General features: G+C 72.8%; 13 protein-coding genes. 1 reads left to right on the forward strand and 12 read right to left on the reverse strand.

Going from position 1 to position 14942, the window contains the following annotated elements:
• Window positions 1–78 precede the first annotated feature (78 nt).
• The 8 genes from ACFY23_RS29465 to ACFY23_RS29500 all read right to left on the reverse strand — a co-directional run bounded on the left by ACFY23_RS29465 (window position 79) and on the right by ACFY23_RS29500 (window position 9411).
• Window positions 79–1557, reverse strand: coding sequence for an aminotransferase class V-fold PLP-dependent enzyme (locus ACFY23_RS29465; protein WP_350677498.1), 1479 nt, complete (start codon window positions 1555–1557; stop codon window positions 79–81).
• Window positions 1550–2851 carry an amino acid adenylation domain-containing protein gene (locus ACFY23_RS29470; RefSeq protein WP_350677500.1) on the reverse strand — a complete coding sequence of 434 codons (1302 nt, stop codon included), beginning with the start codon at window positions 2849–2851 and terminating at the stop codon, window positions 1550–1552. The genes ACFY23_RS29465 and ACFY23_RS29470 overlap by 8 nt, the downstream gene beginning before the upstream one ends.
• Window positions 2848–4056, reverse strand: coding sequence for a cytochrome P450 (locus ACFY23_RS29475; protein ID WP_350677502.1), 1209 nt, complete (start codon window positions 4054–4056; stop codon window positions 2848–2850). The genes ACFY23_RS29470 and ACFY23_RS29475 overlap by 4 nt, the downstream gene beginning before the upstream one ends.
• Window positions 4053–4283, reverse strand: a complete 231-nt coding sequence (locus tag ACFY23_RS29480) for a phosphopantetheine-binding protein (RefSeq protein WP_218105928.1) — start codon at window positions 4281–4283, stop codon at window positions 4053–4055. The genes ACFY23_RS29475 and ACFY23_RS29480 overlap by 4 nt, the downstream gene beginning before the upstream one ends.
• A complete protein-coding gene (locus tag ACFY23_RS29485; RefSeq protein WP_350677504.1) occupies window positions 4261–5352 on the reverse strand; it encodes a hypothetical protein in 1092 nt (363 codons plus the stop codon). The genes ACFY23_RS29480 and ACFY23_RS29485 overlap by 23 nt, the downstream gene beginning before the upstream one ends.
• 1 nt (window position 5353) lies before the next feature.
• Complete coding sequence (locus ACFY23_RS29490) at window positions 5354–6676, reverse strand: MFS transporter (protein WP_350677506.1); 1323 nt, start codon at window positions 6674–6676, stop codon at window positions 5354–5356.
• Window positions 6673–7854 carry a condensation domain-containing protein gene (locus tag ACFY23_RS29495; RefSeq protein ID WP_350677509.1) on the reverse strand — a complete coding sequence of 394 codons (1182 nt, stop codon included), beginning with the start codon at window positions 7852–7854 and terminating at the stop codon, window positions 6673–6675. The genes ACFY23_RS29490 and ACFY23_RS29495 overlap by 4 nt, the downstream gene beginning before the upstream one ends.
• A gap of 267 nt (window positions 7855–8121) precedes the next feature.
• Window positions 8122–9411 (reverse strand): MFS transporter, encoded by a 1290-nt coding sequence (locus tag ACFY23_RS29500; protein WP_350677512.1) that lies wholly within the window; start codon window positions 9409–9411, stop codon window positions 8122–8124.
• Between the two features lie 336 nt (window positions 9412–9747).
• Between ACFY23_RS29500 and ACFY23_RS29505 the strand changes: the two genes are divergently transcribed.
• A complete protein-coding gene (locus ACFY23_RS29505; protein ID WP_350677515.1) occupies window positions 9748–9936 on the forward strand; it encodes a hypothetical protein in 189 nt (62 codons plus the stop codon).
• 94 nt (window positions 9937–10030) lie between these two features.
• Here the strand turns inward: ACFY23_RS29505 and ACFY23_RS29510 are convergent, their stop codons facing one another.
• From ACFY23_RS29510 to ACFY23_RS29525, 4 genes are read right to left on the reverse strand one after another with little or no spacing between them, the layout of a single operon-like run.
• Window positions 10031–10777: an AroM family protein gene (locus ACFY23_RS29510; RefSeq protein ID WP_350677517.1), complete on the reverse strand. Its 747-nt coding sequence runs from the start codon at window positions 10775–10777 to the stop codon at window positions 10031–10033.
• Window positions 10777–12561: an ABC transporter ATP-binding protein gene (locus ACFY23_RS29515; protein WP_350677520.1), complete on the reverse strand. Its 1785-nt coding sequence runs from the start codon at window positions 12559–12561 to the stop codon at window positions 10777–10779. Before ACFY23_RS29515 ends, ACFY23_RS29510 begins: the two co-directional genes overlap by 1 nt.
• 50 nt (window positions 12562–12611) lie before the next feature.
• Window positions 12612–13568 carry a DUF1177 domain-containing protein gene (locus tag ACFY23_RS29520; protein ID WP_350819455.1) on the reverse strand — a complete coding sequence of 319 codons (957 nt, stop codon included), beginning with the start codon at window positions 13566–13568 and terminating at the stop codon, window positions 12612–12614.
• Window positions 13565–14890, reverse strand: coding sequence for a M20 family metallopeptidase (locus ACFY23_RS29525; protein ID WP_350677525.1), 1326 nt, complete (start codon window positions 14888–14890; stop codon window positions 13565–13567). The genes ACFY23_RS29520 and ACFY23_RS29525 overlap by 4 nt, the downstream gene beginning before the upstream one ends.
• Window positions 14891–14942 lie beyond the last annotated feature (52 nt).

Here is a 14942-nt window from a genome sequence, read left to right on the forward strand (position 1 = left end):
GCCGAAGCCACCCCAGGACGCCCCCGCCGCGACCTCGCGCCGCACGTCGGAGGAGTGCCGGGCGGCCGCTCGCCCTGTTCAGCAGCGTATCCGTGGTGCCAGCCGGACGTCGCCGGGGCCGTCGCGGTCCAGGTAGGTCGACTCGGCGAAGGTGAGGAAGCGTTCCGCGTCGGCCGCGGTCGAGGCCAGACCGAAGGAGACGCGTACCGCCCCGCCGGTCGGCAGCCGCAGCGCGGCGAGATGATGGTCGATCGTTCCGGCGTGGGCGAGGTTCGTACGGCGCAGCGAGCGGCGGCTGATCCCGAAGGCGGCCTCGGCCGCGCCCGGGTTGCAGAAGCAGCCCGTACGCAGGGCGAAGCCGGCCGCCGATGATTCGAGCGCGACGAGCCGCTCGTCGACCAGCGAGCCGTCCGGGTAGCGGAAGTTGAACGCCACGGTGCCGCCCCGGGCGTCACCCGTCGACGGCCCGTAGACATCGACGAGCGGCCGGCCGTTGCGGTGTCGCAGCTCGGTCAGCCGCTCCAGTAGCCACCCGGTGAGCAGGCCGACCCGGGTGTGGACCAGGTCGACGCCGATCGAGTCGAGCCAGCGCAGCCCGAACTCCACGTCGGGGAGGCTGAGGAAGTTCAGCGTGCCGTCCTCGAACCCCGACTCGTCCCCCATCGGCTGGTGCCAGTCGCCCTGGACGCTGACCGCCCGGATGGTGCCGCCGGCGAACCAGGGTCGGCGCAGCCGGGCCAGCGCCTCGCGGCGGGCCAGCAGCGCCCCCACGCCCGTGGGGTAGCCGAAGAGCTTGTACCAGCTCAGGCAGACAAAGTCCGGCCGCACGACGCTCAGGTCCAGCCGGTTCGTCGGGGCGAAGGCGGCGGCGTCGAGCAGCACGTCGTACCCGCGCTCCCGGGCCAGCTCCACCCACCGCAGCGGATGCTGCACGCCGGTGAAGTTGCTCTGAGCCGGGTAGGCGAAGAGCCCGGCGGGGTCGGACCTGCGCCACGGGCTACGGCCGCCCGGCCCGCCTCGGCCGGCGGCCAGCGCGGCGATCACGTCGGACTCGGCCACCCGCAGGTCGGGCCCGGCCAGCGGCACGTAGCGGACCGGCGCGCGAGCCGCGCGGGCGTACTCCCGGATGCCGTTGACGGAGTTGTGGTTGTCCCAGGTCAGCACGAGCGGGCGGCCGCGGCCGAAGACGTACGCCTCGCCCACCAGGCGGCAGGCGCCACTGGCGTTCGGGGTGAAGACGACCACGTACTCGCGGGGGTCGGCACGGAAGAAGTCGAGCACCGCGCGTCGGGCCGAGGCGACCAGTGCGCCGGTCGTCTCGGAGGTGGGGTTCTCCGAGTGCGGATTGCCGTACGGGCCGGCGAGCAACCGGTCGTGGTGCGCGGCGACCTGTGCCCGTGCGGCCACCCCGGCCCCCGTGTAGTCGAGGTAGACGCGGTCGTCGCGGTCGAGGTGCTGGTACTCGGTGGCGCGCAGGTCGTCGATCCGGGCGGTGCTCGCGTAGGTGGCGATCGCGGCGACGCGCACATCGGCCGGTGCCGCGTGTCCCTCAGCCATGAGGTGGAGTGTGGTCGGAGCGGCCCAGCGCGCGTCGGTCGAGTTTGCCGTTGGGCAGGGTGGGCAGCCGCTCCACCCGCTCAAAGGCGATGGGTACGGCCACGGCGGGCAACCGGTCGAGCAGGTGGGCGCGCAGGGTCCGCTGGGCCACCGGTTCGGCGCAGACCACGTACGCGACTCGCTGGTAGGGGACGGCGACGCCGGCGAGGAGCACCGCCGGGTGGGACATCAGGGCGTGTTCGATCTCGGCCGGTTCGATGCGCATGCCGCCGACCTTGAGCTGCTCGTCGACGCGCCCGTGGTAGCGGAGCAGGCCGTCGGCGCCCAGGCTGACCCGGTCGCCGGTGCGGTGGACCGGTCCCCCGGACACCACCCCGGGCGAGGAGATGCACAGTTCGCCGTCGTCGATGGAGATCGTGGTGCCGGGGATCGGGCGGCCGATGGGGACGGGGTCCTCGCCCGGCGCGCACCTGTGCACCGTGCTCCAGACGGTGCACTCGGTGGGACCGTACTCGTTGTAGAGCGTCGCGTGGGGCATCCGCTCGTGATGCAGGTCGACCAGGTCGGGCGGGCAGCTCTCCCCCGCCACGATCGCGGTGGTCAGGCTGGGCACCGGCGAGCGCAGCACCAGCCGGTACAGGGACGGCACCATCAGGGTGTGGGTGGGCCGGTGTTCGGCGCCGGCCCGGACCAGCGCCCGCACGTCGAACGGCCGGTCGCTCGGGATGACCAGTGTGCCCCCGGTGCAGAGCGTCCAGTAGATGCCCGCCACGGAGCTGTCGAACGAGATGGACGAGCACAGCAGGAACCGCTGCGGTGCAGGACCGTAGTACTCCAGCCGGGCGCCGGTCGAGTAGCTCAGCGCCGCCCGCGACACCGTGACCGCCTTTGGCACGCCGGTCGAGCCGCTGGTGAACAGCGTGTACGCGTCGGGCCCGTCCCGCCAGCCGGAGCGGGCCGGGCGCAGGGACGCCAGCAGGCTCTCGGTGAGTGTCACCCGGGCACCGCTGCCCGCGGCCATCAGCTCGCGGCGCGCCGCCGGGAAGGCCGCGTCGACGGGGACGTAGCGCGCTCCCGCCCGCAGTACGCCGAGCATGGCCACGACGGCCCAGCACGACAGCCGGGTGTGCACGATCACCGGCTCCCCGACGGCCACGCCCCGCTGCTGGAGATGGAGGGCGACCGCGGCGGACAAGCCGTCCAGGTCCGCGTACGTCAGGGCCTGCTCGGGATCCAGCACGGCCGGCGTCTTGCGGCGGGAGCGCAGCTGAGCGGCCAGCTCCTCGGTGATCATCGTCGCCCGGCCACGACCGGCATCCGCTTGATCCCGCCCAGCCAGGTCGACCGTACGCGCTCGACCTCGCCGGCCGGCTCGAAGGACGCGAAGGTGGCGAAGAGTTCCTCGAAGAAGACGCGCAACGTCAGCCTGGCGACAGCCGCTCCCAGGCAGTAGTGCCGCCCGTCCCCGAAGGCCAGATGCCGGTTCGGGTGGCGGTCCAGGTCCAGCGTGTCGGGGTCGGGGAAGACGGTCTCGTCGCGGTTCGCCGACCCGAGCCACACCACGACGGCGTCGCCCGCCGCGACGCGTACGCCGCCGACGGTGGTGTCCCGGGTCGCCAACCGCATGAAGTGCCCGGCCGGGGAGGTGAACCGCAGCGCCTCCTCCACCGCGCGGCCGACCCGCTCGGGTCGCCGGGCCCACTGCTCGTAGCGGTCGGTGCGGATCAGCTCGGCCAGGGCCGCGCTGGGCACGTGCGGGATGGCGGCGCTACCGCCGAGGAGCAGGCTGTAGCAGTTGGCGACGATCGCTCCGGGGCGCAGCGGCATGGCCCCCAGCAGGTCCACCAGGTCTCCGCGTGGGCGTCGACGGTGTTCGAGCACCAGGTGGAGCAGGTAGGCGAAAAGTTCCCGGTGCCCGCGGTCGAGGGTCGCCGACGGGCCGTCGGGCAGCGCGACATCCGGGTCGTGCTCGGCCACCGACATGGACACCCACCGGGCCAGGGCGGGCCAGTCCGCGGCCGGGATGCCCATCAGCGGCCCCAGGAAGGCCAGCGGCAGGGCGGAGGTGAGCTCGGCGAAGTCCAGGGCCCCGTCGGCGGGGCGGAGCATCTGCCGGACGAAGGAACGGATGGCCGGCGCGTGCCGTGCCACGGCACGCGCGGTCATCTGCCGTTGCAGCGGCCCCCGGATGAGGCCGTGCCGCGGCGGGTCGGTGGCCGCGAACTGCTGGTTCTGCGCCGGCTCCGGCCGGCCGAGCATGGTGAGCATCACCCCGCCGGTCGAGGTGAACCTGGCGTGGTCGGCCAGGACGGTCCTGGCGTCGGCGTGGCGGGTGACCGCCCAGAAGCCCGGCCTGTCCTCGACCGGCTGCCAGCCGACGGGATCCCACCGGCGCAGCGTCCGCCAGGCGGCGTGCGGGTCGCCGGCGCCGTGCAGGGCGGGGTCGGCGAGGTCGATCCGGCCCGGTGGCCGGGTCTGGACGCAGGGCGGGGTCCTCATGCGGCCAGCACCTCGTCGACCAGCTCGGCGATGGTCGGCTTGAGGAACAGCACCGCGGCGTCGACCTCGACGCCGAACTGCTCGTAGAGGTCCATCAGCAGGTCGGCGGCGAGCAGCGAGTCGCCGCCGAGGGCGAAGAAGTCGTCCTCGACACCGACCGGCGTGACGTTCAGCTTCTCGCTCCAGAGCCGGGTCAGCATCGACTCAAGCTCGCTCCGCGTCGGCACGGACATCCTCCCAACTGTCGATGAATCGTCGGGTCAGGGCCCGCATCTCGGGCTCCCGGTAGGAGCGGCGGTACCGCAGGCAGGCGGTGTAGGCGCCGCCCGCGCCCGGCTCGAGCCAGAACGTCAGCCCGTTGACGGGCAGCACCGGCCCGCCCAGCCCGAGCCCGGCCGGGATCGTCAGCGGCTCGATCCCGGCGCCGTCGGGCACCTGGATGACCTCGAACTGGGCCAGAGCCGGTCCGCCCTCGGCGAACAGCGCGTCGGCCTGCGGCACCGCGTCCAGCAGCATCGGAAGCGGAATCTCGTGGGCGTACGCCTCGGCGAACGCGCGGTGCACCGCGCCCACCGTCGGCGTGCCGAGCCGCACCGGCAGCACGTTCATGTACAGCCCCACGGTGTCCCAGTCGGACCGCTGCCGGCCGTGGGTCAGCACCGGGACGACCGCCTCGCCCGGGCACAGCGGGCCGAGGGCCCGCGCGAACGCGGTGAGCAGGACGACGAACGGCGTACTGCGCACGGTCCGGGCGACCGCTGCCGCCTGCTGCTGGGTGATGCCGCTCGGCGTCCTGATCTCGGCCGTGCCGGTGTCGCCGCCCGGGCCCGGGGTCAGGGTCGGCACGTCGGCCAGCATCCGGCGCCAGAACGGCAGGGATCGGTTCACCCGCCTGGGCGCGGGGGTGGACGCGCCGCCGTGGTAGGTGGGGGCCGGGCCGGTCCCCGGTTTCATCACCTCGCGCAGCAGCAGCCGCATCGACCACGGGTCGGACACGGTGTGGTGCGCGACGAGGAGCAACTCGCGGCCTGCCAGGTACGCCCAGAGCAGGCACCGCGCGTCGGGCGGGTACCGGCCGGCGGCGGCCGCCGCCCACACGTCGTCGACCGTTCGCAGCGGCACCGGCCCCTCACCGAGTACGGGATGCCGGGCCAGGAGCGCGTCCAGGGCTCGGCGCAGGGCAGCAGGGTCGGGCTCGGCGGGCAGCCGGGCCCCGCCCAGCGCGACGAACCGGTCGCTGTCCGCCGGCCCACCCGCCCAGGACAGGATGTGCTGCGCGTATGGCTGGTCATCCACCTCATACCCCTCCCATGGCCTTTCCGGCCGGGTCGACCGGCGACCGCCCGTGCGGCGCCGAAAGTCTCGGCGGCGGCTGTCCGCCGTCCGGCGTGCCGGCCTCGTCCGGCAGGTCGCGCCACCGCCGCAGCGGCGAGAGGTAGAGCAACAGACCGGAGGCCCACACTCCGGCGGCGGCGATCCACAGCGTCGGGCGCACCCCCAGCCAGCTGCCCAGCAGTCCGCCCGTCAGGGCGCCGACCGGCATCACGCCGAAGATCACCCATCGGACCGACGCGGTCATCCTGCCCAGCAGGTCCGGCGGGCAGACCCGCTGCCGGTAGCTGACCGCCGCCGCGTTGTAGATGGCGAACACCGCGCCCAGCCCCGCCATGCCGGCCGTGTAGGCGATCGGACCCCAACCGGGCTGGGCGGCCGGTACGAGCAGCACCGTCCAGCCGAGCCCCAATGGGGCGATCCAGATGATCCGGGCCGTGCCCACCCGGCGCGCCAGCCGCGCGGAGACCAGGCCGCCGCCGATCCCGCCCAGCGTGGTGAGCGCCAACACCACACCGACCATGTGCTCGCTCAGGTGGAGGTCGCGCACGAGGTACAGGACCGCCAACGCGAAGATCATCTGGCTGAAGAGGTTGAGCGACGCCGAGGCCGCCACCAGTCTGGGCATGATCGGGTGGCGGAACACGAAGGAGAGCCCGGCGCCCAGCTCTCGGCGGAAGTCCCGACGCCGCGCCACGGCCGGCGGTTGCTCGGGACGGCGGAGCAGCATGAGGGACACGGCGTTGACCACGTAGGCGAGCGCGTCGATGCCCGCGGTACGCGCCACGCCCAGCGCCGACACGAGTGCGCTGCCCACGCCGTATCCGGCGATCCGCGAGACCGAGTACGTGGTCGTCAGCTTGCCGTTGGCGTCGAGCAGCTGGTTGCCGGCGACGACCGACGGCAGGAAGCTCTGGTGCGCGGTCTCATACAGCACGGTGCAGACGCTGGACAGCAGCGCCACGATCCACAGCTGCGCCATGGTTACCCAGCCGGCCCACGCGCCGACGGCGACGGTGGCCACCAGCCCTGCCCGCACGAGGTGGCAGGCCACCATGACCCGGCGTTTGCGCATCCGGTCCACCCACACCCCGGCGGGCAGCGAGAGGAACAGGTAGGCGATCATCCGGGTGGCGCCGAGGACGCCGACCTCGACGGCGGAGGCGTCCAGCACGGTGACGGCCAGCAGCGGAATGGCCAGCATCGAGACGGCGTCGCCCACCTCGCTGAGGGTCCGGCCCGACCACAACACCATGAAGTCACGGTGTCGCCAGAGACTGTCGCTCATGCCGGGTCCTCGACCGCGCGCAGCAGGAGGTCGGTCATGGTGGTCAGGAAGCGTTCCACCTCGGCGCGGCCGTACCCGTTACGCATCGCCCGCACGGTGAGCTGCACGCAGGGGTGCACCCAGGCGATCAGGTAGAAGCTGGCCCCGCTGTAGGCGCGGGGCGGAAGGAACTCGACACGCCGGGGCGTCACCTCGGGCGGCGCGGGGTCGGCGTCGGCGGGGGCCGGGATGAAGGTGAAGAAGCTGCCGTGGTCGAAGTCCATGGGCGCGACGGCGAACGGGTCGTACACGCCGTGCTGCATGGCGCGCACCGCCGCGACGTTGACCTCGCGGGCCATCGGGCGCAGCGGCCCGTCGGGGTCGCAGGCGGCGAGCATGGGCACCCACTGGGTCATCGACGACACCAGGCGCCGCACCGTGGGGTCCAGCCGGTTCGCGGCCAACTGCCACAGCAGTTGGTCCGTGCGGCCCGTGGTCGCGGCCAGCGCCTGCGCGTAGACGGTGAGCAGCAGGGTGGGCACGGTGACCCGCAGGCGCCGCGCCGCGTGGCGAACCGCGTCGTACGGGATGCCGGTGTGCGCGCGGGCCCGCACCAGGGGACCCCGGGACACCGGAACCCGCGGGGCGGCGGCGACGATCCGCTGGCGGTAGTCGCCGGCCGCGGTCAGCTTGGCCCGGAAGTGGTCGGCGCGCTGGCGTTCGGCCACCTCGCGGGGTGCGGGGGCGTCGGCGAGGCGGTCACCGCGCAGCAGGGCGTGCAGGTCGGACTCCAGGATCCGCACAGCGGCGCCGTCGGCCGCGAGGTGGTGGATCACCAGATGGACCCGCGGCGGTCCACCGTCGTCGGGAGTACGCACCCAGGCCCGCCACGCCGGTTGGGCGGCCAGGTCGAACGGTTCCCGTACGGACGCCTCGGCGAAGCGCACGAGCGGGTCGCGCAGGACCACCTGCCGCACGGCGTCGGGCTCGTCCGCCGGCCGGTAGACGGTGCGCAGCGACTCGTGCCGCACCGCCAGGGCGGTGAGCGCCTGGCACACCTGCTCCTCGGTGGTTGCGGCCGGAACCGGCCAGACCACGTCCTGGTTGGACTCCCAGAGTTGCTCTGGAGGGCGCACCGAGAGGGCTCGCCACATGGAGAGCTGACCCATGGTGAGCGGGTGGCCACCCTGACCGCGCATGACTCCTCCAGCGTCGAGGGGGTGGGTGGTCACCCGCGGTGACCACCCACCGTGGTTCACGGATCTCAGGCAGTGCAGTCGTCCTTCCGCATCGCCCGCACCTCCTCTCGTGAGAGCTGTCGGCCTCCTCCGGCGGTGAGGTCGGAGCCGGAGGCGGTCGCCGACGTGATGGAACGTCAGGGTCAGGTCCAGCTGACGCCACGCTGGCGGACGCTGCGCATGCGCTTCTCCTCTCCCTTCGTGGCGGCCCCGTGCCCGCCCGTGATCTCAGCGTCGGCCGCCGCCCGCCTCGGCGGTAGGGCTGTCGGCGGTCGAGGTCGTTCGGCCTTGTTCGACCGGGACCTCGAACGTCGCCGGCGTGCCGGCAGACCGCCGCGGCCACAGCGGTACGAGAGCGAGGACCGCCGCCGCGCCCGACAGTCCGCTGAACCCGATCACCGTGGTCGCCGACCACCGGTCGGCGGCCAGACCCGCCACGACCATCGCCGCCCCCTGGAGCCCGCTCAGACCGGTGATGGCCACCCCGAACGCGCGTCCCCGGTACTGCGTCGGTACGGCCCGGCCGAACAACGCGTTCAGCGGGATGGCGAAGGCGCTCGCGGCGCCGGCCAGCACCAACAACAGGAGAACGACCCACAGTGGAGGGACGAGCCAGGTCGCCGCCAGCACCCCGGCGGAGAGCGCGGCCAGGGGCAGGATCAGTCGTGGCCGGGCCGCCGGCGGACAGAGCCGGGTGAGGGCGACCCCGCCGAGGGCCATCCCCGTCGGCGCCGCCGCCAGCAACAGCCCGACGGTGCCGGCGCCGCCTCCGTACTGTCGGGCCAGCGGCGCCATCAGCCCTTCGGCGGCGTAGGTGAAGGCGCTGGCTGCCCACAGGACGAGGACGTAGGCGCGCAGCCGCGGATCGGTGAAGATCACCCGCAGGCCGGTCGCCCGGCCGCGGCGGGCCGGGCGGCCGGTGGGCCGGGGCGCGGGGCGGGAACGAACGCCGATCATGATCAGAAGGGCGGAGACGAGGAACGTGCCGGCGTCCACCAGCAGCGCACCGCGCAGCGACAACAGCGCCACCAGGCTCCCCCCGACGGCGAAGCCGAGCACCTGCACGACCTGGGCGCAGATGTTGTCCACGCCGTTCGCCACCGCGTAACGGTCACCGTCGAGTACTTCGGGCATCAGCGCGGCCCGCGCGGCCACGAACGGCGGCCGCATCAGGTTGACCGCGAACAGCAGCGCCACCAGGGCGGGCGCGGGGAGGTCCGGCAGCGCCGCCGCCGGGACGAGCGCCGCCCGGGCAAGGTCGCACGCGACCAGGATCCGCCGCCGGGGGAACCGGTCGGCGAGGCCGGACAGCAGCGGTCCGCCCACGAGCCAGGCGAGGTAGGAACTGGCGTAGGCGGCCGCCGCCAGCGCGGCCGAGCCGGTGCCGGTGTAGACGAGGTACGCCACGGTCACGGCCGTGAGCTGGTCACCCGCCAGGGACAGCAGGTACGCCACGAACAGGTAGCGGTACTCGCGCACCGCGAACACCTCGGCGTACGTCGCGGCGCGCTCGGTCACTCCGCCCCCGTCCTGTCCCACCGCCGGCTGCCCTCAGGGCACTGGGTCCAGAACGTATCCACGCCGGCGCCGTCGGGGCCGGGACCAGGCGTTCGGGGGTGTTCGGATCCGTACGGGCGGGCTCGGGCGGCCGGCGAGCTCCGCTCGTGATCACGCGATCGCGCCTGGCGCACTCACCGGCGGCGTGTCTGCGCGGGAATGACCCGACCGTGTCGATTGCGTCGAACAGGGCCCCACGGCCGCTGCGGTGTCCTCACGATGGGAACGACATGGTGGGACTCGACAGCGAGATGGGTGGGCGAGATGAGGCGTCGACGGAGCAGGAAGGTGCCGCTGATGCAGGCGGCGGCGATGTCCGTGGCCGCAGTGGTGACGGCGGCGGTCGTCGTACGAGCAAGCCGTCGCCGTGCCGTGCGCGGCGCGACGGCCGGTGATCTTCCTGCCGTGCGGGACAGCGTGTTCGGCGAGACGGGTAACGGCGGCGCGGCCGGCCGGGTGAAGGAGACGACGTCCTCGGCACGGTGACGGCGGGACAGCGACGCATGGATGACAGATCTGGTTGCCGACCCCGGTCAGTCGACACAGGCCCACGTCCGGACCGAAGGCTGGCCTTGTCGGGTTATGAACCCGGTGGACGTTCATGGTCGACGCGCGAGGCGGAAGCGAGGAGACGCACCGCGCCCGTCACGGCAAGATGGCGGGCGGTCTCGGCTCGGATGCCCTCGGCGGCAAGCACGTCCCGCTGCTGCCGGGTGTAGCCGATGCAGTCGAGAAAGACCACGTCGGCTCCGCCCGCGACGACCGTTCGTCCGGCGGCCGCTACCTCGTCGAGTCCAGCCGTGTAGGGGTCTACGGCTGCCGCGATGACCGCGCGGGACAGGCGCCCTTCCCACCGCTCCCGGATGTCCCTCAACTGCTCCGGCACGGGGCACAGGACACCCAGGCGACCCTCACCGACGACGAGCCGCGCCATGAGGTCGTGGGCGAGGTCCTCCGCGTGGAGCACCGGCACCGACGCCGGGCCGTGCTCGACGCGGCCGGTGCACAGCACGAGGACGGCCCCGCAGTGGTCGGCTACGCACCGTCGGATGGCGTCGTCGAGCGCAGGGGCGATGCTCGTCGCGCCGAGGCGGACCCGCGAGCCGTCCCGCAGCCGGGAGACAAGGGTGCGCTCCCCGCCGTGTGGTGCGAGCCGGGCGATGCCCTCCGCGTCGAGGAGGTCCAGCGCGCCGTGTTCGACCCAGTCGACGCCGGAGAGGGCGGCCTCGACGTCGGGGATGAGGTCGACGCGTGGTGCCTGGCCGATCGTGACGAGACCGAGCGTCGGCCTCACGCTGCGGGCCCCGCCCTCCGAGACGGCGTTCATCACGCCGCCTCCTTCTCGGGCAGGTCGGCAGCCGCGACGCCACGCTCGACGATGCGGCGCCGCGCGGCCCGGTCGACCCGCGCGTTGGGGTCGGCGATCGGGATCGCGGCGAGGAGCGCCTTGGTGTAGGGGTGCTGGGGCGCCGTGAAGATCTGCTCGACGCTGCCCTGCTCGACGACGCGGCCCTGGCTCATGACGACGATCTCGTCGGCCATCATCTCGACGACGGACAGATCGTGCGAGATGAAGACGTAGGTGAGACCGAGGTCCCGCTGCAACTGCTTCATGAGGTCGAGCACCTGGGCCTGTACCGACACGTCGAGTGCCGACACGGGCTCGTCGCAGACGACGAGGCTCGGGTTGAGGATGAGGGCCCGCGCGATGCCGATCCGCTGGCGCTGCCCTCCCGAGAACTCGTGCGGGAAGCGGTCGATGTCCCCCTCCCGCAGGCCGACCGTTTCGAGGACCTCGACGATGCGGGCGCGGATCGCCGCGTCGTCGAGGTCCGTGTGCAACCGCAGCGGCTCGGCGAGGGCCCGGTGGATCGTCCATCGCGGGTCGAGCGAGGCGTACGTGTCCTGGAAGACGATCTGCATCTCGGAGCGGAGACGACGCAACTCGTCGTCATTCGCCGCGAGGAGGTCTACCCCGTTGAATGTCACCGCTCCCGACGTCGGCTCGTGCAGGCGCAGCAGGGCCCGGCCGGTCGTCGACTTGCCCGAGCCGGACTCGCCCACGATGGCGAGCGTGCGGCCACGGCGGACCCGGAAGGACACGCCGTCGACGGCTTTGACGGTGTCGGCCGGACGTCCCAGACGGCGGCGCCGCCCGGTGAAGACCTTCGTCAGGTCGGTGACCTCGAGCAGCACCGGCGCGTCGTCGTCGGGTGCGGCCGGCGGAGCGTCCGTGTCCGCCTCGACGCGAACCGGCCCCGAGTCGTCGCGCGCCGTGCTGCCCTCGGCAAGCGCCTCGACCGCCTCGACGACGTGCTCGTTGGCGGAGGGGATGAAGCTGAGCAGCCGCTTCGTGTAGTCGGCCTGCGGCGCGGCGAAGAGCTGCTCCGTCGACGCCGTCTCCTGCAGCTCACCGTTGTACATCACGGCGACCCGCTGGCAGGTCTGGGCGACGACACCGAGGTCGTGCGTGATGAGCAGGACCGCCGTCCCGTGCTGCTCCTGCAGGTCCATGATGAGGTCGAGGATCTGCAGCTGGGTCGTGACGTCGAGCGCGGTCGTCGGCTCGTCGGCGATGAGCAGCTTCGGCTCACACGCCATGGCCATGGCGATCATGACCCGCTGGCGCATTCCGCCGGACATCTCGTGCGGGTACCCGGCGAGGACACGTGCGGTGTTGCGGATCCCCACCATGTCGAGCAGTTCGCCCGCCCGGTCCGCCGCCTGCCGTCGACCGAGGCGCATGTGCTGGCGCAACGGTTCGGTGAGCTGGTCGCGGATCGTGAAGACCGGGTTGAGGGCGGTCATCGGCTCCTGGAAGATCGTCGCGATGTCCTTACCGCGGATCCGGCGCATCTGCCGGTCCGACAGCGCGGCGAGGTCGCGCCCGTCGAAGCGGATGTGCCCGCCGGTGATGCGCGCCTGCCGCGCCGGCAGCAGTCCCGTGATCGACATGGCGGTGACGCTCTTACCCGAGCCCGACTCACCGACCAGCCCGACCATCTCGCCGCGCTCGATGGCCAGGTCGAGGCCCCGGACCGGATGGATCGGGCCGCGGGACGTGTCGATGCGGATCGAGAGGTTCTCGATCGACAGCAGGGTCTCAGCCATGTCCGTGCTCCTTGTTCCGTGTGCCGCTGGGCTCGGTCGCGCGCGCCCGCTCAGGCGTCCGCGGGGGCCTTGCCGCTCGTCTGCAGGTGGGTGGCCGGGCCGTAGAGGTTCTCGAGGAGCGCCGCCTGGGCCTCGTCGTGGAAGGACAGCGCACCCGCGGTGAAGCCCTTGGCGACCTCGACGGCGAAGCGCGCGGCCAGCGCGATGTCGACCTCGTGGCTCGCGCCGGTCGCGCAGCCGGCCACGGGTGTCACCGTCGTGATGGCCACACCGACGACCGGCGCGGCCGTCGCGACCGCCGGCTGGAGGATCGAGTTGAGGTGGTGGAGACCGTTGCCGTACGGAGTGATGTCCTGCGTCGACAGCGGGAAGACGACGGCTGGCTCGCCCGACACGGTCTCCAGGACGCTGACCAGGTCGGTGCTGGCGGGGAGGATGTAGCCGGCGCGGACCGTCGGGGAGATGGCGATGCCCCGGTGGTTGATGAGGCGGTTGCCCTTCGTGGTGTCGATGGACAGGACGGCGTCCATCTCCGACGTGACCTCGTGCTCGTTCATCGCGGTGATGTCGACGGGCGAGTCCATGAAGGGGACGGGGTCGTGTGGCCGGGTCGGCGCGTCGGGGCAGATGTGCGTCGAGATGACGACGTCGCCGGGCAGGACGTCGCCGCGGGCGTGCATCGCGAGGAGCTTGGCAGCCGTGGCCACGGCGGCGGTCGCCCCGTCACCGTCGGACACGTAGCCGATGAGCTCCGGCCGTGCGCCGAGACCGCCGAGACGCCCGACGACGCCGAGCGTCGGGGCGTCGCCGCCGACGGTCTTGCCGCGGCTGCCCGGGACGGTGACCTGGATGAAGTCGGTCGAACCGAGGTCGCCCGCCACCGTCTCGACGGTGATCGAGCAGGCCTCGTCGCCGAGGGTGCGCAGGTGCTCGGCAACGAGCTTGCCCGACGCGTCGGGGCGGTCGAGGAGGTCGAGGGCCGTAAGGACGTGGGACAGCATGATCATTCGCTTTCGACGGCGGTCTCGGCGACGCCGAGGTACCGGAGGGTGGTCAGGGCGTAGGTCTTCGCGGCGAGGACGACGTCGGCGACGGGTGCCCTCTCGTCGAAGCCGTGGATGGTGGCCAGCTCCGCCGGCCCGTACTGGAGCACGGGGATGCCGTGGCTGCGGAAGGTGCGGGCGTCGGAGGACGCCCACTGGAGCACACCCTCCGAGGTGGGGTCCCCGGTCAGTTCGCGCAGGGCCGCGACGAGTTCGGTGACGATGGGGTCGCTCGGCAGCGTCCAGTTCGGCTCGCTGCGGAAGCCGATCGGCTCGATCGTCGCCTCGACGCCCGCCTCGGCGAGCAGCTCGTCGACCCGGGCGAGGACCTCGGCCCGCGACAATCCGATCGGGACGCGGGTGTCGACGTCGACGACGCACCGGTCCGCGACCACGTTGGAGGACGTGCCGCCGTGGATCGTGCCGATGTTGACGGTGACGTGCTCGAAGACGGCGCCGATGCCGGGACCGTAGCCCTCGCGTTCCTCGGCGAACGTCTTCGACCGCTCGATGAGGTCGAGCACGTCCTCGGGCGGCGACGGCTTCATGTCCCAGAGCTGCTGCAGGGCGATGACGGCCTTGGCCGCGAGGAGGTTCGCGTTGACGCCGTGCAGCGGCTGGAGGCTGCCGTGCCCCGGCTTGCCGTCGATCGTCATCCGGAACCAGTTGCTGCCCTTCTGGCCGATCGTCGGGTGCGTGCGTTCGGCGGGCTCGGCGATGATCGCGCCGGTCGCGCCGTCGAGGACGCCCTGGTCGAGGAGCCAGTCCGCCCCGCGCGAGCCGCCCTGCTCCTCGTCGGGGACCGCCGCGAGCGACAGTCGCCCGGCGAGCGGGACGCCGAGGCGGTGCAGGACGACGAGCGTGTGGATGACGCCGGCGAGGCCGGCCTTCATGTCGCTCGCCCCGCGACCGCGGAGGTAACCGTCGACGATGTCCCCCGCGAAGGGGGGAAACGTCCAGCGGTTCAGGTCACCGACGGGGACGACGTCGGTGTGGCCGGCGAGCACGAGGTGGCGCGCCGAGGTGGGGTCGTCGTCCACCGCGGCGTTGCTCGCGGCACGGTGGACGACGATGCTGAGGCGACCATCACCCGCGTCGTGGACCTCGGGGTCGAGGCCCTGGGCGCGCAGATGGTCGGCGATGAAGGTGCCGACGTCCGTGCAGTCCCCCGGAGGGTTCTCGCTCGGGATCCGGATGAGGTCTCCGGCGAGCGTCAGCAGTTCGTCCCGGGTGCGCTCGATCTCGTCGAGGACCCGGTTCTCCCAGTCCGGGGATGTCGTGGTCACGTCAGGCTCCAGGTGGTGTGTTCGCCCGCAGGGAATGGGGTTCGCGATGGTG

It is taken from the genome of Micromonospora sp. NPDC000121, assembly GCF_042899165.1.
Taxonomy (GTDB): Bacteria; Actinomycetota; Actinomycetes; order Mycobacteriales; family Micromonosporaceae; genus Micromonospora.

Bases quoted from the DNA above. Each gene is read 5' to 3' on its own strand.
- ACFY23_RS29465 (WP_350677498.1), bottom strand. From the start codon at position 1,557: ATGGCTGAGGGACACGCGGCACCGGCCGATGTGCGCGTCGCCGCGATC.
- ACFY23_RS29470 (WP_350677500.1), bottom strand. From the start codon at position 2,851: ATGATCACCGAGGAGCTGGCCGCTCAGCTGCGCTCCCGCCGCAAGACG.
- ACFY23_RS29475 (WP_350677502.1), bottom strand. From the start codon at position 4,056: ATGAGGACCCCGCCCTGCGTCCAGACCCGGCCACCGGGCCGGATCGAC.
- ACFY23_RS29490 (WP_350677506.1), bottom strand. From the start codon at position 6,676: ATGAGCGACAGTCTCTGGCGACACCGTGACTTCATGGTGTTGTGGTCG.
- ACFY23_RS29495 (WP_350677509.1), bottom strand. From the start codon at position 7,854: ATGCGCGGTCAGGGTGGCCACCCGCTCACCATGGGTCAGCTCTCCATG.
- ACFY23_RS29505 (WP_350677515.1), top strand. From the start codon at position 9,748: ATGCAGGCGGCGGCGATGTCCGTGGCCGCAGTGGTGACGGCGGCGGTC.
- ACFY23_RS29510 (WP_350677517.1), bottom strand. From the start codon at position 10,777: ATGAACGCCGTCTCGGAGGGCGGGGCCCGCAGCGTGAGGCCGACGCTC.
- ACFY23_RS29515 (WP_350677520.1), bottom strand. From the start codon at position 12,561: ATGGCTGAGACCCTGCTGTCGATCGAGAACCTCTCGATCCGCATCGAC.
- ACFY23_RS29520 (WP_350819455.1), bottom strand. From the start codon at position 13,568: ATGATCATGCTGTCCCACGTCCTTACGGCCCTCGACCTCCTCGACCGC.